The sequence below is a fragment of the Pseudoalteromonas sp. SMS1 genome (genome assembly GCF_021530565.1).
In the GTDB taxonomy this organism is placed as follows: Bacteria; Pseudomonadota; Gammaproteobacteria; order Enterobacterales; family Alteromonadaceae; genus Pseudoalteromonas.
Genome location: NZ_JAKGBI010000013.1, coordinates 174,477 through 192,372, shown reverse-complemented (window position 1 = coordinate 192,372; position 17,896 = coordinate 174,477). Strand labels below are relative to the sequence as shown.

Annotated in this window: 15 protein-coding genes; 2 read left to right on the top strand and 13 right to left on the bottom strand. The window is 40.2% G+C overall.

Translation table 11 applies throughout. The features are described 5' to 3' along the window. Positions 1 to 230: 230 nt before the first annotated feature. From lepB to L1286_RS14655, 5 genes are all read right to left on the bottom strand, one after another. Positions 231 to 869 (bottom strand): signal peptidase I, encoded by a 639-nt coding sequence (gene lepB / locus L1286_RS14675; RefSeq protein WP_328284236.1) that lies wholly within the window; start codon positions 867 to 869, stop codon positions 231 to 233. 1,351 nt (positions 870 to 2,220) lie between these two features. Beyond that, positions 2,221 to 2,634 carry a VOC family protein gene (locus L1286_RS14670; RefSeq protein ID WP_235407809.1) on the bottom strand — a complete coding sequence of 138 codons (414 nt, stop codon included), beginning with the start codon at positions 2,632 to 2,634 and terminating at the stop codon, positions 2,221 to 2,223. Positions 2,635 to 2,706: 72 nt separating this feature from the next. Beyond that, the gene (locus tag L1286_RS14665) at positions 2,707 to 3,126 is read right to left on the bottom strand and encodes a helix-turn-helix domain-containing protein (protein ID WP_235407808.1); all 420 of its coding nucleotides are present in this window, start codon (positions 3,124 to 3,126) and stop codon (positions 2,707 to 2,709) included. A gap of 810 nt (positions 3,127 to 3,936) precedes the next feature. Continuing rightward, positions 3,937 to 4,329: a hypothetical protein gene (locus L1286_RS14660; RefSeq protein WP_235407807.1), complete on the bottom strand. Its 393-nt coding sequence runs from the start codon at positions 4,327 to 4,329 to the stop codon at positions 3,937 to 3,939. A 281-nt stretch (positions 4,330 to 4,610) separates the two neighbouring features. Then, complete coding sequence (locus tag L1286_RS14655) at positions 4,611 to 5,570, bottom strand: NAD(P)H-dependent oxidoreductase (RefSeq protein ID WP_235407806.1); 960 nt, start codon at positions 5,568 to 5,570, stop codon at positions 4,611 to 4,613. Positions 5,571 to 5,690: 120 nt separating this feature from the next. On the opposite strand from L1286_RS14655, the gene L1286_RS14650 reads away from it, so the two are divergent. After that, a complete protein-coding gene (locus tag L1286_RS14650) occupies positions 5,691 to 6,590 on the top strand; it encodes a LysR family transcriptional regulator (RefSeq protein ID WP_235407805.1) in 900 nt (299 codons plus the stop codon). Positions 6,591 to 6,904: 314 nt separating this feature from the next. Here the strand turns inward: L1286_RS14650 and L1286_RS24305 are convergent, their stop codons facing one another. Further along, positions 6,905 to 7,150 carry a DUF922 domain-containing protein gene (locus tag L1286_RS24305; RefSeq protein ID WP_442961734.1) on the bottom strand — a complete coding sequence of 82 codons (246 nt, stop codon included), beginning with the start codon at positions 7,148 to 7,150 and terminating at the stop codon, positions 6,905 to 6,907. 207 nt (positions 7,151 to 7,357) lie between these two features. Continuing rightward, entirely contained in the window at positions 7,358 to 7,783 is a 426-nt protein-coding gene (locus tag L1286_RS14645; protein WP_235407804.1) for a hypothetical protein, read from the bottom strand. Positions 7,784 to 8,587: 804 nt separating this feature from the next. Here L1286_RS14645 and L1286_RS14640 point away from each other — a divergent pair. Beyond that, positions 8,588 to 10,228, top strand: coding sequence for a methyl-accepting chemotaxis protein (locus tag L1286_RS14640; RefSeq protein ID WP_235407803.1), 1,641 nt, complete (start codon positions 8,588 to 8,590; stop codon positions 10,226 to 10,228). A gap of 583 nt (positions 10,229 to 10,811) precedes the next feature. Here the strand turns inward: L1286_RS14640 and L1286_RS14635 are convergent. The 6 genes from L1286_RS14635 to L1286_RS14610 form a co-directional block, all read right to left on the bottom strand. Next, positions 10,812 to 10,997, bottom strand: a complete 186-nt coding sequence (locus L1286_RS14635) for a YqaE/Pmp3 family membrane protein (protein ID WP_063373621.1) — start codon at positions 10,995 to 10,997, stop codon at positions 10,812 to 10,814. A 226-nt stretch (positions 10,998 to 11,223) separates the two neighbouring features. Beyond that, positions 11,224 to 12,093: a mechanosensitive ion channel domain-containing protein gene (locus L1286_RS14630; RefSeq protein WP_235407802.1), complete on the bottom strand. Its 870-nt coding sequence runs from the start codon at positions 12,091 to 12,093 to the stop codon at positions 11,224 to 11,226. Next, the gene (locus tag L1286_RS14625; protein WP_235407801.1) at positions 12,093 to 12,842 is read right to left on the bottom strand and encodes a hypothetical protein; all 750 of its coding nucleotides are present in this window, start codon (positions 12,840 to 12,842) and stop codon (positions 12,093 to 12,095) included. Before L1286_RS14625 ends, L1286_RS14630 begins: the two co-directional genes overlap by 1 nt. A gap of 2 nt (positions 12,843 to 12,844) precedes the next feature. Beyond that, the gene (locus tag L1286_RS14620; protein ID WP_235407800.1) at positions 12,845 to 13,222 is read right to left on the bottom strand and encodes a hypothetical protein; all 378 of its coding nucleotides are present in this window, start codon (positions 13,220 to 13,222) and stop codon (positions 12,845 to 12,847) included. Continuing rightward, positions 13,212 to 17,273, bottom strand: a complete 4,062-nt coding sequence (locus L1286_RS14615; protein WP_235407799.1) for a non-ribosomal peptide synthetase — start codon at positions 17,271 to 17,273, stop codon at positions 13,212 to 13,214. Before L1286_RS14615 ends, L1286_RS14620 begins: the two co-directional genes overlap by 11 nt. A gap of 12 nt (positions 17,274 to 17,285) precedes the next feature. Then, a complete protein-coding gene (locus L1286_RS14610) occupies positions 17,286 to 17,843 on the bottom strand; it encodes a TonB-dependent receptor (protein ID WP_235407798.1) in 558 nt (185 codons plus the stop codon). Positions 17,844 to 17,896: the final 53 nt, after the last annotated feature.

Below are 17,896 nucleotides of genomic sequence, written 5' to 3'. Positions count from 1 at the left end.
AGCTTGAAATGAAGCTGCCATGAAACAGGCGATACCTTGCAAGGCAAGGTCGAGAAACATCAGCTCCTGTGGACTGAAAAACGGCTTTAACGTGGCGTTATTCAGTCCATAGGGCTTGCAATCAGAGGCAAACACCATCTTAGACGTTTAACCTGCAACTTGATAACAACCAAAATAACCAATGTATATGAAACCAATGACTCTGACCCCATTGATAACATCGTCACGAATTACCACTTCACAGTGACTTTACCGATAATATTACTATCGGGCACAAATCCCCAGTAACGGCTGTCTAGGCTATTGTCTCTATTGTCACCTAACACAAAATAATGGTTATCAGGTACTATCCATTCATCTGACCGACTACCAGGTTGATTAAAATAACGGCTAACCATATCTCTATGATCGTTGTTCAATTTAATATCGTACGTCACCGGGTCTAAAGACTCTTGGTAATACGCATATTCCGAACCACCTTCTTTTTGAGCAAACTGATGTTCTTTCTCAACTTTCTTATAGTTGGGACATTCATCCGACTCATTTATACATGCAGGTTTAATGTAAACAGTTTTGTTACGGTAGATTATTTTATCTCCAGGCAACCCGATTACTCTCTTGACGAAATCAATATTGGGGTCCAAAGGGTGTTGAAAAACAACAATCACTCCTCGTTGAAGCACTTTTGTTGGTTCTGCTGTGTGTATTTGTATTCCTGAATATCTGTAGTTCCCATATCCATATTTACTCACAATTACATGGTCACCGGGGTTGAATGTTGGGCTCATTGATTTTCCGGGAATAGAGAATGGTTCATAAAGAAAAGCTCTTCCCATAATTAAACATGCAACAAACATAATAAAACACACTAAAGTGGCCCACCAGCTGGCATACCATTTCCTGACTTGCTCTTTGTCATACCTCCTAGATACTAGACATGCATGAACAGGACAAATTATTAGAATAAACCACACGAAGTTAATGTTTTGATACCAGGCTTCCTTGTCTGGTATTGCATGTAGCTTTGAATCGATTAAGGCACCCAATACGAATGCAATTAAATAAAACCAAAACAACTTGGCTCGATTGACGTACAAAAAAGCAAATGGTTGTAACACTAAACCATATAAAATACTCACCCAACCCTTGGGCTTCCATAAATGTTCCAATTGACCTCTTACTCCCCTATCATTGCACTCTTCAGGATATCAGCTGAAAACATGACACATAAAACGACAGATATAAAAAGCCCTCATACTCACATGGGATAAAGCATTTGTAAATAACCACTAATGCGTCAAATTTAGATATTTTGCTACGCTGGGAGATGCATACTCTACGCTAATATGGAAAAGAGTCGCATACACTATTTAACATCAAAAGAAAGGAACGCCACAAAGCCACGTTGATTAGCTGCTCATTTACTATTTCTGAACGTATTATCACTTTTTCTCATGGAACTCATGCAGTGCTAAGCGCCATAAATGCTTAACTAACAATTACAAAAACGCGCATAGCCTTAGTTATTAGTAGTTAATCACCTGCTACTCATATCACTGAGTGATGGATAGCGCGTGCTTTTTACCGGTGTTGAGGCCTCATAAATGCGCTTGGAGATCGTAACAAGTTGAGTAGGCTCATTAGGAACATACCTTGTAAGTTAAACCTTGTAATAAACCACTGTGGGCATATTCAATTTTGACCGGGAAACAAGCAAAAACCACTTTTTTATAACAATATAAACTTAAGTGAGATGTTGGACGTGCGGCCAAATCTATGTAGATTCTCCTTAGACTATCTAATGACAGACGTAATTAAGAGACGTATTATCAGTTTCAAAGACTAGATTAGATGAACAGACGTTTTGTTCACTTAGATCAATCACTCTGACCCCATTGATTTTCGTTCTTGGTTACTTATATGCGGTATTCGCCGCCACCTGCTCATTAAGTGTACTCGCAAGATAATATGTAAAGTAATCATCTATGTAAATACATCGTTTACCTATCTTAAAAACGTTGCCGCTGAGGTAGTGATTTTCTTCTAATCATGTTTTTTAGGATAAACACAAGCACCATTTAACGCGCCCCTCATCCTCACTATTTCATGCTTGCCTGAGCCACGCAGTACATGAAAAGGGGCGCATTTGATGCCGATTCACGCCCCCTACAAATAAATTAAAAGCGTCGAAAACAGCGACGCTTTTCGCACTTTATATTCTTATTTTTCGCGTTGAACTAGGCTAAACCAATTGCCTGAGTTGTCTAATGCCAGAGCTTCAATGCCATAAAGCTGCTTAGTAGGCGGCTGGATAAATTCAACCCCTTTTGCCACAAGCATTTCATACGTTTTTTGGCAATCTGCTGTTTCGAAAACGCCAGCGCCAAATGCCCCTTCTTCGATTAAACTTCTTATCTTATGAGCAGCCTCTTTGTTGAACATCGGTCCCTCTTTTGGCTCAGCCAAAACCAATTGCAGCTCTGGTTTAGATTTCGGATATACTGTTAACCATCGAAACCCGCCTTCTACTTTCATGTCATCACCGACTTCGAAACCGAGTTTGTTTTTATAAAAATCCAGCGCTTCATCTTGGTTGAGAACGTATATTGTTGCATGTGCTATGGATGTGATCATTTTTCAATCTCCTGTTGTTAAGACCTCACTTATTCTAAAGAAATAATCATCAAGGTATTTCTTCAATATTGCTCACTTGGCCAACTTCCCTAAAAAATGATAGGCATAACATGCTGGTATTGCCTGTGAAGGAAAACAATATGCTTCAGAAGACAACGACCAAAGCTTACGTCGATATACAGTAGGTGCCATACCTGCCTGCTTTAAAAACAATGAAGAAAAACTGCCAAGGCTAATATAACCAACTCGCTCGCAAATTTCAGAGACGCTGAAGTTTTCTGTAATTAGCATTTTCTTCGCTTTTTCGATTCTAATTCGAATCAAAAGCTCGTGAGGCGTTTCTCCATACGTGTCCTTGAAAGCGCGCAAAAAGTGATAAGAGGACATACAGGAATGATTCGCTACATCAGATAAACTAACTGGCGTGTTAAAGTGCTCTGCAATAAATTCCCAGCCAGCATTTAACCTTTTTATCTTACTACCCATAGCCATCTATTCTTTCACTCCTCACAGTGCATGTTACCCAGCAGTGGAACTGACTCCGCTTTAAATACATATAGCCTGCCATGCTTATCTTGAATTAGCTAATTTTTGTATGGAGAGTCTCACCTTTTGGTAAGAAACGTGAGATGCCAATATAAATCTCAGTTCAAAGCAGGCCCAAATAGTTTGAGTAATCGAGGTAACGAACGAATGGCGCAACAACCCTTCGTAGTTACAGAAAACACGAATACTTTTTGGCTTATGACGAACTAGATGCACCTTTCATGGTTCACTGTGCCCCAAAGCAACAAGTAATCTCCACCTATGATATGTTTTTAAAACTCGACCACGGCAAGTACAAAACTGAATCAAGGCTTAGCAGCTATCAAGTAATTGGCGTGTTAGCACTTGGTTTTTCGATATACTTTAAAGCTTAGTGTTATCGCTGCGCCCCACAATATACTGTTGACTATATAAACTAACAATGAACCAAAACCACTACCCCAGAAGTTACCTTTTGGGAGGTTTACCCATAAATCATTTAACGGAAATAGTAACAACTCCGTAAACCTTGCCCAAAGGGTTACGAACACATTCATATACTCTGGTGAATCCTCAGAGAAGCCATAACCTAGTGATAACACCATCAACCCGACTAAATTAATAGTCGTAAATATTGCATGAATTGAACTCCATTTTATTAGTTGCACCATAAAGAACCTAACGCCCCGATGGGCGGAGAAAATTAGCGAACTAACATTGAGAACAAAGTGAACACTGCCAGTAATCTGACGTCCGACTTTATCCACTTGTTAAATTTCAATTAGACTTATTACTTAGCTTATAAAGCATTAAAAGACGCACATACAAACAAAATAAACTTATTGAGAGTAAAAAGCTTCCAAAAGTCCAAGAATGATATTTATACCTACCAGTGTTAACTATTTTCAATGGCTCAATCAAATACCATATAGCGCCAGCACCAAACAACATAAAAATCAATACAGAATATCTAGCTGCTTTGGCTGCAACATCTACATCCTTGCTTATAGGGCCTTTTGCAGCTTTATACCCTATATAAATAAACACAGAAATAAACCCGACTGTAATCGAGATCAATTTATAATCTTCTAATCCAGTACGAAAATCTAGGATAATTGAAATGATAAACATCAAAGCTGACAAAGAGTATATGAGTGTTGGTTTACGCAAACATTCCCTCTGAAACATAACGCCTCGCTACTGGGTGTAAAATACTTGGTTTAATGACCGCGAAGAAGCACAAGCATGGCATTTTACGCCCTTTTAGTAACTTATTATATGGCTTTTTACCATATTGATGATGCGCTCTCATACCTGCTTCTAATATTTCCTTTTATCACCGTTTCATTTAACTTGAATTTACCTTAAGATAAAAATCACACACAATCAGTTGAAAGTGCGCATCTGATCCACAAACATCAATCCAGCTTTGGATGCTTATCCAGATTTTGCTACAAAACCTCTACACTATATTGAGATATTTCAACTTCTTTATTTTCTCTCACTTTAAGCTGCCATAGCTCATTAACCAGTAGATTTATTTTCTCGCCTTTTAGTTTAGAATCTGCAAATGTGTCTGCTATCAGCCTTACACGTAACTCCACAAGGTAAGAGTCCTCCCCATTTTTATTGACGGTGACCTGCTCGACCACATGTTCACAGTTTGGTTTAAAAGTTTCTCTGGCCCCTTTGTACCAATCTCTAAAACCACTGTGCCCTGTAAACACCCCTTCAGGCATCGACAAAGTAACATCGCCTGACAGATACTTTGTAAAAAATGCTGAGTCACTTGGCAATAGATCAAAGTTCTCAAACCAGTGTTTTACAAACTTTTTGATTGTTGCCTCAGGGGTATTCTTGAGCTCATCAATGAGCTCAATAAGTCTTTGTGCGTGAGACGCAGCGCGATTTTTTACATCTTCCAGCTTATTATAAACCCCCTCTATGTACACCATTCTATGGGTATAAATGGGTCTGTTAAAGTTGAGCCCTGTCAAGTAAGCTGTTTGCTTTAATGGGTAAATGAGTTGCTCTATAGAAAAGTGGTTGTAGCCTAGCGGGTCGTACGACTCCTCTGGGCCACCAACAGTAAAGGACAATATCAAATCCTTTCCTTTCAGTTTGTCTCCATTTGCACCAAACGCGAAGTCATACGCAAAAACTTCGTCAACCCATTTTTTGAGCAACGCAGGGACGGAATACCAGTAAAAAGGAAATTGAAGAACAATAATGTCCGCATCAATGAGTGCATCTTGCTCACTTTTGATGTCAATCTGATAATCGGCGTATAGTTTATCCAGATATCGAATATCTAGATTTGAAATGGCTTGATTTAACGCATTGAGAATGACTTGGTTTGCATTAGACCCCTGTGAATTGGGGTGCCCAGAAATCACCACAACTTGACTCATAATTGCCTCATTTGAACAGTTAAAAAACAATTTCAGTCTAAATTACATTATTAATAATGATTAGAGGGTAAAAATGTAATAGATTAATAGTTAATAACTAATAATGGACTTACTGCTAAGATGAACGGTTCAACATTCAACCAACTAATTATGTTTCATACCATTGCAAGAGAGGGCAGTATTGCCAAAGCAGCCCGAAAGCTTGAAATTGCCCCTCCTTCTGTAAGTAATGCGTTAAAAACGTTAGAGGCTGAACTAGGCCTTCCCCTGTTTACACGTACCACAAGGCGAATTGAACTAACTGAAGCCGGAAAACTCCTGTTTGATCGCACTCATGACACCGTTGATCAACTTAAAGGAGCGGTAGAAGGTATCAGCGAGTTAGGTAAAGATCCTTCTGGAAAGGTACGGTTAACTACGCCAAGATTTGTATACCAAAGCCTTCTGAGGCCAATTTATGCCGAATTTTGTAAGCGCTATCCGAACATAGAACTAGAAATTTCGATTTCAGATGCCACTGTCGACATATTAAAAGAAGGTTTTGACTTGGGGATCAGGTTCGGTGAACGCGTTCAAGAAGGTATGGTTGCAAAGCGATTAACTCTGCCAATGAGCGAAGCCCTTTTTGCCTCAAAAGGCTACATTGATAAATATGGGCAACCCACCTCACCAAGTGAATTAAGGCAGCATAAACTGATTCAATATCGGTTTATCTCATCTAACCAGTTGGCACCTTTACTGCTCGATAACAACGGAGAAACACTCCCTGTTGATATGTCTCATGCCTTAATTGTCAACGACACAGATTTAATGCTCGATGCTGCTTTAAATGGGCTTGGGATAGGTCGTATTGTTGCGCCAATGGTGCAAAATTACTTTGATACTGAGCAGCTTATGCCGATATTAAAAAACCATTGGTACCCCTACTCTCCACTCTATTTGTACTTTCATCAAAATGCGCAAAAAGCTAAGCGTGTCAGGGTGTTAATTGACTATCTAGTAGAAAAACTGACACAATAGAAACACTCGCGCCTAGCTCTACAATAAGCATGACTGAAATTTTATAGCATGTGACATAAAACAGGCTTAGCAACACTAGCCAAAGAGTTGAAAGTCAATGTATGATAAAAAGTTGGTTGTCATGCTCACATATACAGGTACCGACTGTTTTGCTGCGGCACGAAATGAAGGTGAATGAATGCACTATTAAGGTATCGGTGCGCAAGTAGCAAGGCACTCTTTCTTTCCATGATCAGTTGTTGCATCATACCTTTTGTTTGTTGCTTTTAATTCATCCATTAATTGTAAAGCTACTTTGTTTCCTGCTTTACTTACTAACGTACAGTTTTTCTTGGTTTAAAATTGAGTAGTTGTCTGTCCATTTTATTTGCGCTTTCTTTTGCAAATTTCTGGCTTTTTTGGTGCTTTAATAAATTTGGGTAGCGACTCAACCAAACAGCATTTACCTTTGGCAAGGACGATCGCAGTTTGTGCAGTGTATACTTCAGGTTTAACGCTGTTTTGGCTTTTGATATGGCATATCCTTGGTCACTTGTTATCCACCAAAAGTACCAATTCATTTAATATTGAGCATTTCCATGAAAAGTGCCATTGTCTCTCTTTATCGGGGTTGCACGATTCAGTAGTTTTAATAAATCATACTTTGATGTGAGCGCAACCTTAGCGCTGAAGTGCCATGAAAATCTAGCAAATATCAATAATGGTATTTTCACTTTTCAACAGCTAATCAAGGCTGCTAAGCAGCCTTGTATAAGTACAAATTGGACCTATTCCACTTCTTTATTATCCAGGGGGTTTGGGCCTCCGCCGCTATACCAAAACTCACCGGTTGCACATGCGTTCGCATTTTCCCACGTTCCATCTGTGTATAAAACACGCGTGACACATGCTTCTACCGAACCATAGGTCACGTGGCGAGACACCGTGTAAAAACAAGAAGAATTACCATTACACCGCCAAGACCCAGCACTGCCACCATAGGACCATGTAACATCTGCAACGGGCTTAGTCGACTTCAATTTAAAGTAAACGCCACCGTCAGGTACATTTGTTTGGCTATAGCAAAAATGAGGGGTTAAAGTTTGTTGTGTAGGTGTGCCGCTTATTAGACACTCAACAACTAAGTCCTGCGCCGATGCAGAAGCACTCGCCAAACCTAGGCCTAAAATTGTCACTAGCGTATATTTTTTCATTTTAATTTCCTTTTATTATTTTATTTGTACTGCCAATATCAATGTGTCACCCACATCACTCTATGTCAACACACCGGCCTCACGCCACAAAAAACACATAAGCAACTGTATTTATTTAACTATTTCTGAAAAGATGTTTTTTGTAAGAAATAAAGGCATTTCTACTTTACTTATCAATATGGAATTTATTATTGATTAAAAAATGATACATACAAATGTCAAATAACATAAAATCAACACATCCAACACAAACTAGCTGCCTGAAAATAAGTACCAATATGAAAACCTTAATTAATATTTTATGATTAATTTACTTTTGCACACCTAGTTGTTTTTAATTATGCGATTATCATCAATAAGTATCCAATGCCCTGTTAAATTATTCCCACCGTATTTATTCCTTTTCACATATTAAGCAACTCTCAATATATAAATTTGATATTAAAAATTTTGCTTCAAACCTTCATTTCAATGTGCATATTCATTGCAAAATTCTTTATACGCAGAAAAATGTAATTAGTATGGGGGCACAATATGCGTACTGTGCTAGGTTGCGGGAGTTAAACCTAGATAATGATTCAAAAAGTACCTAACCAAATGACTAGGTACTTTTTGAATGCTTGCGAGGTGATTACTTTGAAAGCACCGTCGATTCAAGCGAGAATTACAATGGGTTTTAGCATACTAAAATACGAGTAATTCGTTGGTTTGTACTATGCTCTAAAGACACAGGGTTATTGTGAAGATGGTCCCGCTATGAAAAGTCAGTCTATGACGCGGCGCTTCGTCCTCCCGTTAGGACTTATGATGGTAATCGTTGCTATTTTGGTTGCAACCATTTTACCGTCTATCATAAAATCAACCATGCTACAGATTACGTCCGATGACGCAGTCGTAACAGTGAACCAGTTTAAAACACTGCGAGGCTACTACACTAAAAACGTCATTGCTAAGGCGAAAGCATTCGGCATGTCCCCCCACTATGAACACCGAAATAACGAGAATGCACTTCCTTTGCCCGCCACGTTAATTCATGAGCTCAGCGAATTAATATCTCAATCAGGCACTAAAGTTCAGCTTTATAGTGAATACCCCTTCCCAAATCGCAAGCAAAGGCAGCTTGATTCATTTCAACAAGAGGCATGGCGCTACCTAACGGCAAACCCAAAAGAAGTTTACTCCAAACTTTTTGAAAAAAATGGAAGTCAATATTTGAGAATTGCAGTCGCAGATACAATGCAAGCACAAGCCTGCGTAAACTGCCACAACACGCACCCCTTAACGCCAAGGGCAAACTGGCAACTTGGTGATGTCAGAGGTGTGCTTGAAGTGACCAAGCCATTGGATAACGTGACTGAATTAACATCAAATATCCGAAACTACATTTTAATTGGTGCTTTAATCGTATTGATAATAATGATTGTTACACTCGTTACGATGTTCGAACGTTTTGTGTTACGCCGCACTAAAAAACTGGAAGATTCCCTCGCAAATTTAGCGTCTGGACAAAGTGACTTAACTAAGTATATTGAAGTAGATGACGATGATGAAATAGGTAATGTCGCTGTTCAATTTAATCATTTTCAGGGGAAATTCAAGTCACTCATTGAGTCTATCATTGAAACAGCCAACCATCTTGAAACATCTGTCAATAACGTGCGCAATGCAACGAGTGCCATACATACAAAAATACAAGAACAGGAAGCACAAACTCAATCGATTGCATCAGCAATCAATCAAGTCACTGTGAGCATTAAAGACATTTCAAACAATGCAGACCAAGCAGCACAAAGTACTAATGAAACAGACAAGAACCTAATTTCGGCCAGTAGCCAAATGGCGCATTCAGTTGAGAACATTAACGCCCTATCACAAGTCATGTCTGAATCAGTGACCGTCATTACTAACCTAAGCTCTGAAAGCAAGGAAATTGGCGTCGTACTAGACGTGATCAAATCGATTGCTGAACAAACCAATTTACTTGCACTGAATGCGGCAATTGAAGCCGCTAGAGCGGGCGAACAAGGTCGCGGTTTTGCTGTAGTTGCAGACGAAGTGAGAGCACTGGCACACAGGACTCAGCAATCAATTGATCAAATACAGGGGACGGTTGACGCGTTACAACGAATGGGGAGTGAAGCTGTAGATAAAGTTGTGAACGGGAATACATTAACTGATGAAACGAGAGATGAAGTCAGAGAAGTCTCAGAACAGCTTAAACAAGCGATGGAACTTGAACATGACGCCAATGCTGCCGTAGACAATATTGCTCAGGCCATGGTGCAACAGTCAGACGCATCTTTAGAAATGGATAACAATATTATTCGCCTAAGAGATTTAGCGAGTGACTCGATAGCAGAGCTAGACAAAGTGATCAACATGCTTGAAACAGTCAATAAAGACAGCATGCAGCTGACCGAAGAGTTGTCTCGCTTTAAACTATAAGCGCGTAAAGGCCAATCAGGTTTGTTGCACACGCTTTTGTGCGTTAACCTTTACATCTTACTCAGTCAAAGACATTAATGTTTTGTCACGAATTAATTATTATTTCCAATACGGGTAAAAACAGGAAGGTGCAGTAAAGGACCAATAAAGCCGAGTCTTGCGCAAAGAAAGCTACGACCAGGGTCATTTAACATGGGCAGCCCTTTTTATCGGCGTCTAAGATTGCCAATATGAAAAAAGCCAAGTGACAAGTGTAAAACTGACCGCGAGTGAGTACGAGGATTTCGAAAACCACACGTCGCGGCCTTGCTCACCTAGAGCGGGGATTGAATTGGCTGAGATATCATTTTATGAGTACTGCCGTACACTTTTTAAAATCGTTTCCCCATTTTTTAAACACAGTGCTATACACAAAAGCGGAATGAGGGATGTACGTCACGCTACATCAATTTCATAAACGCCGTCATCTAATTTAACGAATTCGTATCTAAAACGAAAAACATGCCCAAGATGGACCAAACGATGCGCCCTCATCACCACTAACACACTGGTAAGTTTGTTTATTAAAAACATCACATTGTATCTAGTCACCGGTTTTATTTGTCACAACTAACCAAATAGCATGGATCATACCTGGTAATCCACCGAGTAATGTCAAAACAATATTGATAAAGAAATGCGCACTAAAACCGACTTGTAAAAAAGCCCCAATTGGCGGTAAGAAAATAGCGAAGATTAAATTTACTATGCTGATATTATTTGAGCTCATGTTTGTTCTCTACACTGTTTTAATGTGGGAGGAAATCTGGTGTTGGAGATTCACCAGCCTGGTCGTCACTTTTATCGATACATGCTTTGGGCACATTGTATGATGATTCAGAATACGCTGAGTCCAGCCCGTGCAACTACGTAATAAAAGATAGTCTATTAAGCAAAGAACTTGTATTTTTTCACACAAAAATATTTACCTAAATTAAACATGTGACAACCCTAAATTATGAGGTGCATTCACTATTCGCTAAACAGATACGGTCTTTGGCACAGTTTAATAACATGGCTCTATACAACTCACTTTTAAACACTGACTCATTCCGAGCTAACGCCACGTGCGCCACCGCACACACTTCTATGTTCTCGCTGTTTTGTTTAAAGTTAATCTTAATAGGTTCACTTAAATCCACGTACCGTGAGTTTTGAAGCTCATTCCACAAACCGCGTTCAAAACTTTGTAATTTATCTGCTTCGATGAAGCTCGCAAGATAGAATGGGATTTCACAAGGGGCGCTTGCACTCCCTGACGTGGCAGATGCAAAACGTAAATGCCACATATCTGCTGTTGGAAATGTGACTATGTACCCATTAGATTGCTTTATTTGAGTATGAAAGCTATCTAGGCTAATAAGTTCACCTTTACACTCTGCAATCTGCATGACATCACCCACTTGAACCTTTTTGTTAAACCCTGTTAAGACCTTAAACGCAAAGCCAGACAACAAAGACTTTAATGCATCTGTACCAACAAACGTCAACCAAAAAAACATTAATAAAAATGAAATTGTCAGGCTGTCAATAATGTCTGCGGACTGTTTACTCACAAAATAGGCAACAATACAAAGCACTACCGGTAAGCCGAAAAACTGACAAATAAACACCCACGCTTGTACCTTAGTAAATTGGCGGTGCTGAGCTAGCTCGTTGCCATGAGACAACATTTTTTGCGCTGACAAGCCAGCTTTTGCACGCACAAAGCGGCGTCGAGTTTTAACCAAAGTAAAAATCGCTAACACGATAAACTGACTAGCAATAAGCAGCACAACATACACAGCAACATAGATATTTTGAAAATACTTGATAAGCTCGGTCATTACACCCACCGCTTAGCAAGTTGCATAAGGTCTACCCCTAATTTTGCTCGAACAAAAAACACAGCTATGGGAATATACTGCTCTTCTATGGTGACCCGCCCTGCAGATTTAGTGACCACCCCCGTATCAAACAATGTAAAAAGGAGTGCTTTGAGACCTGACTGGGTACCTCCTAGGATTTTATATATTTCACTTTCTTGCATGGGACAAGAAAAAGTCAACAACGCTAACAAGGCCAACTCATTACGAGCTGAGTCTCGCTCAAGAATTTTACGTAGCTTTAAATACGGCTTAACGATGCTAAGATGTTCACGAGACATAGTACGCCCCTTTGACTCAAAGCATACCAGTTCGTCAATCGTCTTTTGCCAGCTCAAAAAACGTTCACGATGTGCCGCTTGCACTTCTGTGGCAAACATTAAATCCAGATTTTTTGCATGCGCTAAAAATGAGAAAACAAATATATTTAATCTCACGTTAATACTGCCACTGCGATTATTAGATATAAATTTCAAACCAAGCAAGAAATCTTTTATGGGCCCAAACCCGGCCTCGTAACGTTTAAATAGGGAATCAACAGACGAAATATATAATTGCTCTTCGGATGGCAGTGAGTCCGCTAATGCGTCGAGATAACTGCCTTGCTCACTCAGTACTTTTGCATCAGCTTGAGCATGCAATGATAGCGCATCAATTGATGCCTTATCGTACAAATGGTCAAAGCCAGTTACGAGCTCTACCTTCAACATGTCTAAGACCTCTCCGTTGCAATTTCGAGCGAACACAATGATGCAGGCAATTTCGTCAACCACTTTGCGCCATTTTCTTCCACTAGCTTCCCAACTGCTCTTATAGATTTGAGTTGATGGGCAGTAATTTGTTCTACGCCTTGCTCTTCGGCAAAACAAAACACGGTTTTCTCAGGGTGCTTGTTTGAATAGTCTACCAACTGAGGTAATGTTGGGGGAATGTGTTTATTGGTCAATTCCTCTGGCAAATAAATGAACAGGTAAATATCCATATCTACCAATTCATTCTTATCAAAATACATATTGACCCCTTGTGGGGCATTATCTATAAAGTTTTGGATAACAGAACTATTTTGGTTGGCATATATCTCAATATTCATGGCCCTGCTCCGTGTTAATAGACGCCATGAAATCTTTAATATGTATTGCAATACACTCTACGTACGGGCGAGTCATCATTTCGTAGTGAGATGCATCAACATACACCTTGGTAGAATCGGGATGCTCTGTCCAAAAAGACCAGTTATCGTGCAATACTTCCCCTAATTCAGGGTCACTATTAATCTCATTTATTAACGCTTGGTCCTGTGCATTTACTTGCAGAATCGGGCAATTTATCTTTTCGTCATTGAGTAGACTTTGCCAATGATGTTGGTAGTACGCAAATATACGGTTTTGAATCATATTTACTGGCAATCCAGAATGAGTCAGCTCTGCTAAAGTTTGTTGTGTTAATTTATCACGCATTGCGCGCACTTTTTCTGGTAAGCGCTTATAGGGCACGGTGTGAATAAATGCATCAATAAGTGTTACACTGTGTACATCGATTTTTCGCTCGCTCAACATTTGCGCAACTTGCATCGCTAAATTGCCCCCGCCAGAAAACCCTATTAGGTGAATTTCAGCTTGTCTCAATCGACTGATGTCATCGCAATACGTGCCGACAATGTCGCTGCAAGACTCAATAAAGTGAAATGACACCAATGACCTATTTTGAAGCTGTTGTGACAAAGGTTTGTAGCAAAACCCCAATCCAGATGCCGGCGGAAAACAAAATATAGTCGGCTTATGTTGTTCGTTATAGGTTATGTACCTGGCTCTATTCACATCACCAAAGTGTAACTTACTGATGCTGCGTAATGTTCGATCAGGTGTTAATAATTCCAGCTCAACTTGCCACCCCAAGTGGGATTTTAGTTCAGCAGCTAATGAGATAATATTGATAGAATCTGCCCCCAACTCGTCAAGACGCTGATCCGCCGTTGGTATGTAAGGTAAATTAAAAACTCGTTTAACCACGCCAAATAAGCTTATGTCCATCCCGTCATGATCAGAATTGGGGTCATTATCAATATGCATCCTCAGCAACGCAGCCCGATCAATTTTGCCATTGTCTAATCTGGGGAATTCGTCAATGCTATAATACGCTTTAGGCACCATATAATCTGGCAGTTTAAACTTGACCAGTTGTTTGAGCTCCTCCATGGTTAATGACGCCAAATTATTTACAGCCCTATCCAATAAAAACACTAAGATGTGTGTGCCTAGCGTCGTACTCATAGTCAAAACTTTAAAGGTGTCAAAAGGCAGTACTTCTTCAAAAACATGCCTTAAATCTGACAGGTCTACGCGTTTGCCATGAATTTTTATCTGCTCGTCAACTCGACCTTCAACGACAAATTCGCCACAGTCTGTTTGGTATGCCAAATCCCCTGTCAAATAAAGCTGGCTGTGGCTGTTGTATGGATGCGCAACAAATGCATTTTGAAGCACCTCACCACCATTCATATACCCCCTCATTAAACCAATCCCACCGATAGCCAACTGACCTAACTCTCCTTTATCGACTTCTTCTAGTTGCTCGTTTAGCACTAACAGTTCAACACCTTCATGCGCTGTGCCAATCGAAATTGGGTCTTGAATCGCCAATGTATGTATCGTCCTTTGAGATACATCTATCGTTGCTTCAGTAGGGCCATAGTTATTTATCAATGCGATTTTGTTTTTTGTATTTGTTTGTTTAAACAATTCAATAGTGTCACGCTGTACTTGCTCGCCACCCACTCGTATTCTTGTTAGCAGGCTTAACGTATGTTCGTAGTTATGGGTGCGTACATAACTTAAAAAAGCATGCAATTGACTTGGCACCATCAAGATCTCAGCAATGTTGTACTCGCCGATATAGTGTAAAAGCTTTTCTGGATTGGTACGCTCACACTCAGGCATTATCACAAGATAACTACTCGAATATATCCACCCAAATAGTTCCCAAATCGCGCCATCGAATTGTGGTGTCGTCAATTGCAAGTACCCTTGAGACGGCCTAACAGGATCCCGTTGTTGCTTATTGTAGAGACGATGATGCAATCCAAAATCTTCAATCAATACGCCCTTGGGCTCACTACTGGATCCAGACGTATAACACAAATAATTTAAACTCTTTGGCGTTCTGAAATTTGGTAAGTTTTGAGTCGGTAAGTATGTGTCTGTTGCAAGCTCTTCTATGCATAACCTTGGATAAACAAACCTATCTTTATGCTCTGTGTCTGTCAGCAGGAGTACTGGTGAGCAATTTGATAACTGCAAATAGGCTTCATTTGGTTGAAACAGGTCTCCAGCTTTGAGTGTTACAAATGCGCCACCGGCTTTAAGCACACCTAATATTGCAGTGATAAAATCAATGCTAGGTGTTGCGCAAATAGCCACCATGCAGTCATTCTTAATGTTATGCTCATACCGTAAGCAACTTGCGACTCGATTTATCCTTTTATTTAGTGCATTGTATGAGATTCTCTCTTGACCGAAAATTAATGCCGTACGATTAGGTGCAGCCTGCACTACTTGCTCAAATTGAGTAACGATACCTTCCGCTTTGTAATCCAGCATGCTGCGCGTTGCTGATTGTTTTGGCCAGGACACTACAAAATCTGCTACCGCTTTTAAGTCACATTTTCCACTTTGCGTTTTTGGCCACGACAACACCGTTAGTATTTGCCCAGTTGGGATACGTACATGGCAGCGTTTAAGGATATGCTGTTGAATGTCTCTTGGGGTAAGCCCTCTTTTTATGACAACCTCCACCAGTACAAAAAGGTAAATCGACGTATGGGCGGCATCATCTGTATTAGCGGTTAGCCGAATGTCCTCAGCACGCAACAAGGGCACTATTTCTGACGCCAATGTTTCTAAATTGATGATTTTTCCGTTGAGCTTTACTTGACGATCAACACGACCACAGTATGCTAAATTTCCATCGCGTAAACGTTTTACGAGATCCCCCGTTTTGTATGAGCGTCTTCCTGACAAGTAATTTGTTTTGAATGCATTTTGCATTCGCTCTTTTGTACCAATGTAACCAAGCGCAACTTGCTCGCCGACAATGTAAAGCTCTCCGATCTCTCCTTCTTGGACTGGCTTGCCGTCTGTATCCAAAATGTGCAAAGAATCTCGGTAAATAGCCTGACCTATTGGCACAGAGTCAAGGTGTGTGTAAGATCCTGATAAACAATCAAAGTGTGTCACTTCAATTGTCGCCTCTGTGGGACCATAAAGGTTGATCAACGCAACATTCTCTCGCCCAAAAATCCGGATAAATTTATCAACCAGCGTTTTTGGCAACACCTCGCCACCAACTAAAATACGCTTTAGCGAAGAGAGTGTTTCAATATGCACGAACTTTTCGATGTAGGCCAATAATGCAAATAAAAAACTGGGGACTACGCTAATCTCTGTGAGGTGCAGCTGATGTATCTTTTGACACAGGATATCCGGTCTTTTCTCATCCCCCTCAGTGAGCACGAACAACGCATTTTTTGAAAACAAAAACCCCAATAACTCCCGAATTGAAACATCAAAGCTAAGTGGCGCTTTTAATAACTCAATACTTGGACCTGACACAGGGTAAACCGTATTTTTCCATGCTAAATGCCGATAAACTGAGTCATATTTTACTTTAACTCCCTTCGGTTCTCCGGTCGTTCCTGACGTAAACAACACGTATACTAAATCTCCAAAGCGAAACGGTTCACACTTGATCAGCGTACTTTCTATTTTGGGCTCTTTTGTCAAATCAACGCTTATAACCCCAGCTACTTGAAACTTTGGTGGGGAGTCGCAAACCACCCTTTTGCAGTGTGCCTTTTTTAATCGTGCGCTGATCCCATCGTTGCTCAACTGTCTATCTAGTGGAATAAAGACGGCTCTGATGCTCATTAATGCAAGCATACTTATCACTGCATCTGCTGAACGAGCTTGGTAAATGGCAACGTTGTCCTGTGCTTTAATACCTTTCTCTATAAACCACTGAGCACGATTGCTAACTTTTTCCCATAATGTGAGGTTGCTCAAGGTCTGTGTATCATCTAACAAAGCCATTGCATCTGGAAATGCGTCAGCCCTAAACCTCAAACGCTCTATCATATTTCTAAACATTCGCCATACTCCTTAAAGCTGATACTTGAACGACATAAATACTCGCCTTGCCTCGGCAGGAAATCCTTGCTTCAACCAAGCATTATTTGAAGAAACTGGATGGGTATGATGGGTACCAAATACGTTTTTTACACCAAACTGCGTTGTCATTGGCAGGCCGAAAGTGAGCGGAGCGGTAAAGCTTAGATCTATTAACATCGCTTTATCGCTGTACGGTTTTTCAGGATTTATATACTCACAACCGCGTTGTTCATCGCAATGAGAAAAGCTGTTGTACATTTTATCCATTAACCTGAGTGATACGCCGGCATCAAGCCCCTCGGTTAAGGTCGTACTTACGCGCAATTGGGCCAGATACCTCGGAGATGCAGGGACTCGATTATCCATCTCAAAGTCTTCCGCACGGTAATCATTGATTCCCAGCCGAGCGAATAGCCCGCCCCATGTCATTTTTGCTGTTAATTCAGCCCCTTTAACAGCACCGGTTCGGGCAAAACTTTGCAATCCATGGCGAACAATCAAGCTATTTAATTCACTGTAATACACACTCACTTGAGAGCTAATAGACAAATCGGAGGGTTTTCTTCCCCCAACAATATAAATATTTTTATAACGGGGGTATT

Excerpts from the sequence above, each read along its gene's own strand:
- L1286_RS14635 (WP_063373621.1), bottom strand. The coding sequence starts at position 10,997 with ATGAGCTCAAATAATATCAGCATAGTAAATTTAATCTTCGCTATTTTC.
- L1286_RS14655 (WP_235407806.1), bottom strand. The coding sequence starts at position 5,570 with ATGAGTCAAGTTGTGGTGATTTCTGGGCACCCCAATTCACAGGGGTCT.
- L1286_RS14615 (WP_235407799.1), bottom strand. The coding sequence starts at position 17,273 with ATGTTTAGAAATATGATAGAGCGTTTGAGGTTTAGGGCTGACGCATTT.
- L1286_RS14640 (WP_235407803.1), top strand. The coding sequence starts at position 8,588 with ATGATGGTAATCGTTGCTATTTTGGTTGCAACCATTTTACCGTCTATC.
- L1286_RS14620 (WP_235407800.1), bottom strand. The coding sequence starts at position 13,222 with ATGAATATTGAGATATATGCCAACCAAAATAGTTCTGTTATCCAAAAC.
- L1286_RS14625 (WP_235407801.1), bottom strand. The coding sequence starts at position 12,842 with ATGTTGAAGGTAGAGCTCGTAACTGGCTTTGACCATTTGTACGATAAG.
- L1286_RS14630 (WP_235407802.1), bottom strand. The coding sequence starts at position 12,093 with ATGACCGAGCTTATCAAGTATTTTCAAAATATCTATGTTGCTGTGTAT.
- L1286_RS14645 (WP_235407804.1), bottom strand. The coding sequence starts at position 7,783 with ATGAAAAAATATACGCTAGTGACAATTTTAGGCCTAGGTTTGGCGAGT.
- L1286_RS14665 (WP_235407808.1), bottom strand. The coding sequence starts at position 3,126 with ATGGCTATGGGTAGTAAGATAAAAAGGTTAAATGCTGGCTGGGAATTT.
- L1286_RS14670 (WP_235407809.1), bottom strand. The coding sequence starts at position 2,634 with ATGATCACATCCATAGCACATGCAACAATATACGTTCTCAACCAAGAT.
- L1286_RS24305 (WP_442961734.1), bottom strand. The coding sequence starts at position 7,150 with ATGAATTGGTACTTTTGGTGGATAACAAGTGACCAAGGATATGCCATA.
- L1286_RS14650 (WP_235407805.1), top strand. The coding sequence starts at position 5,691 with ATGAACGGTTCAACATTCAACCAACTAATTATGTTTCATACCATTGCA.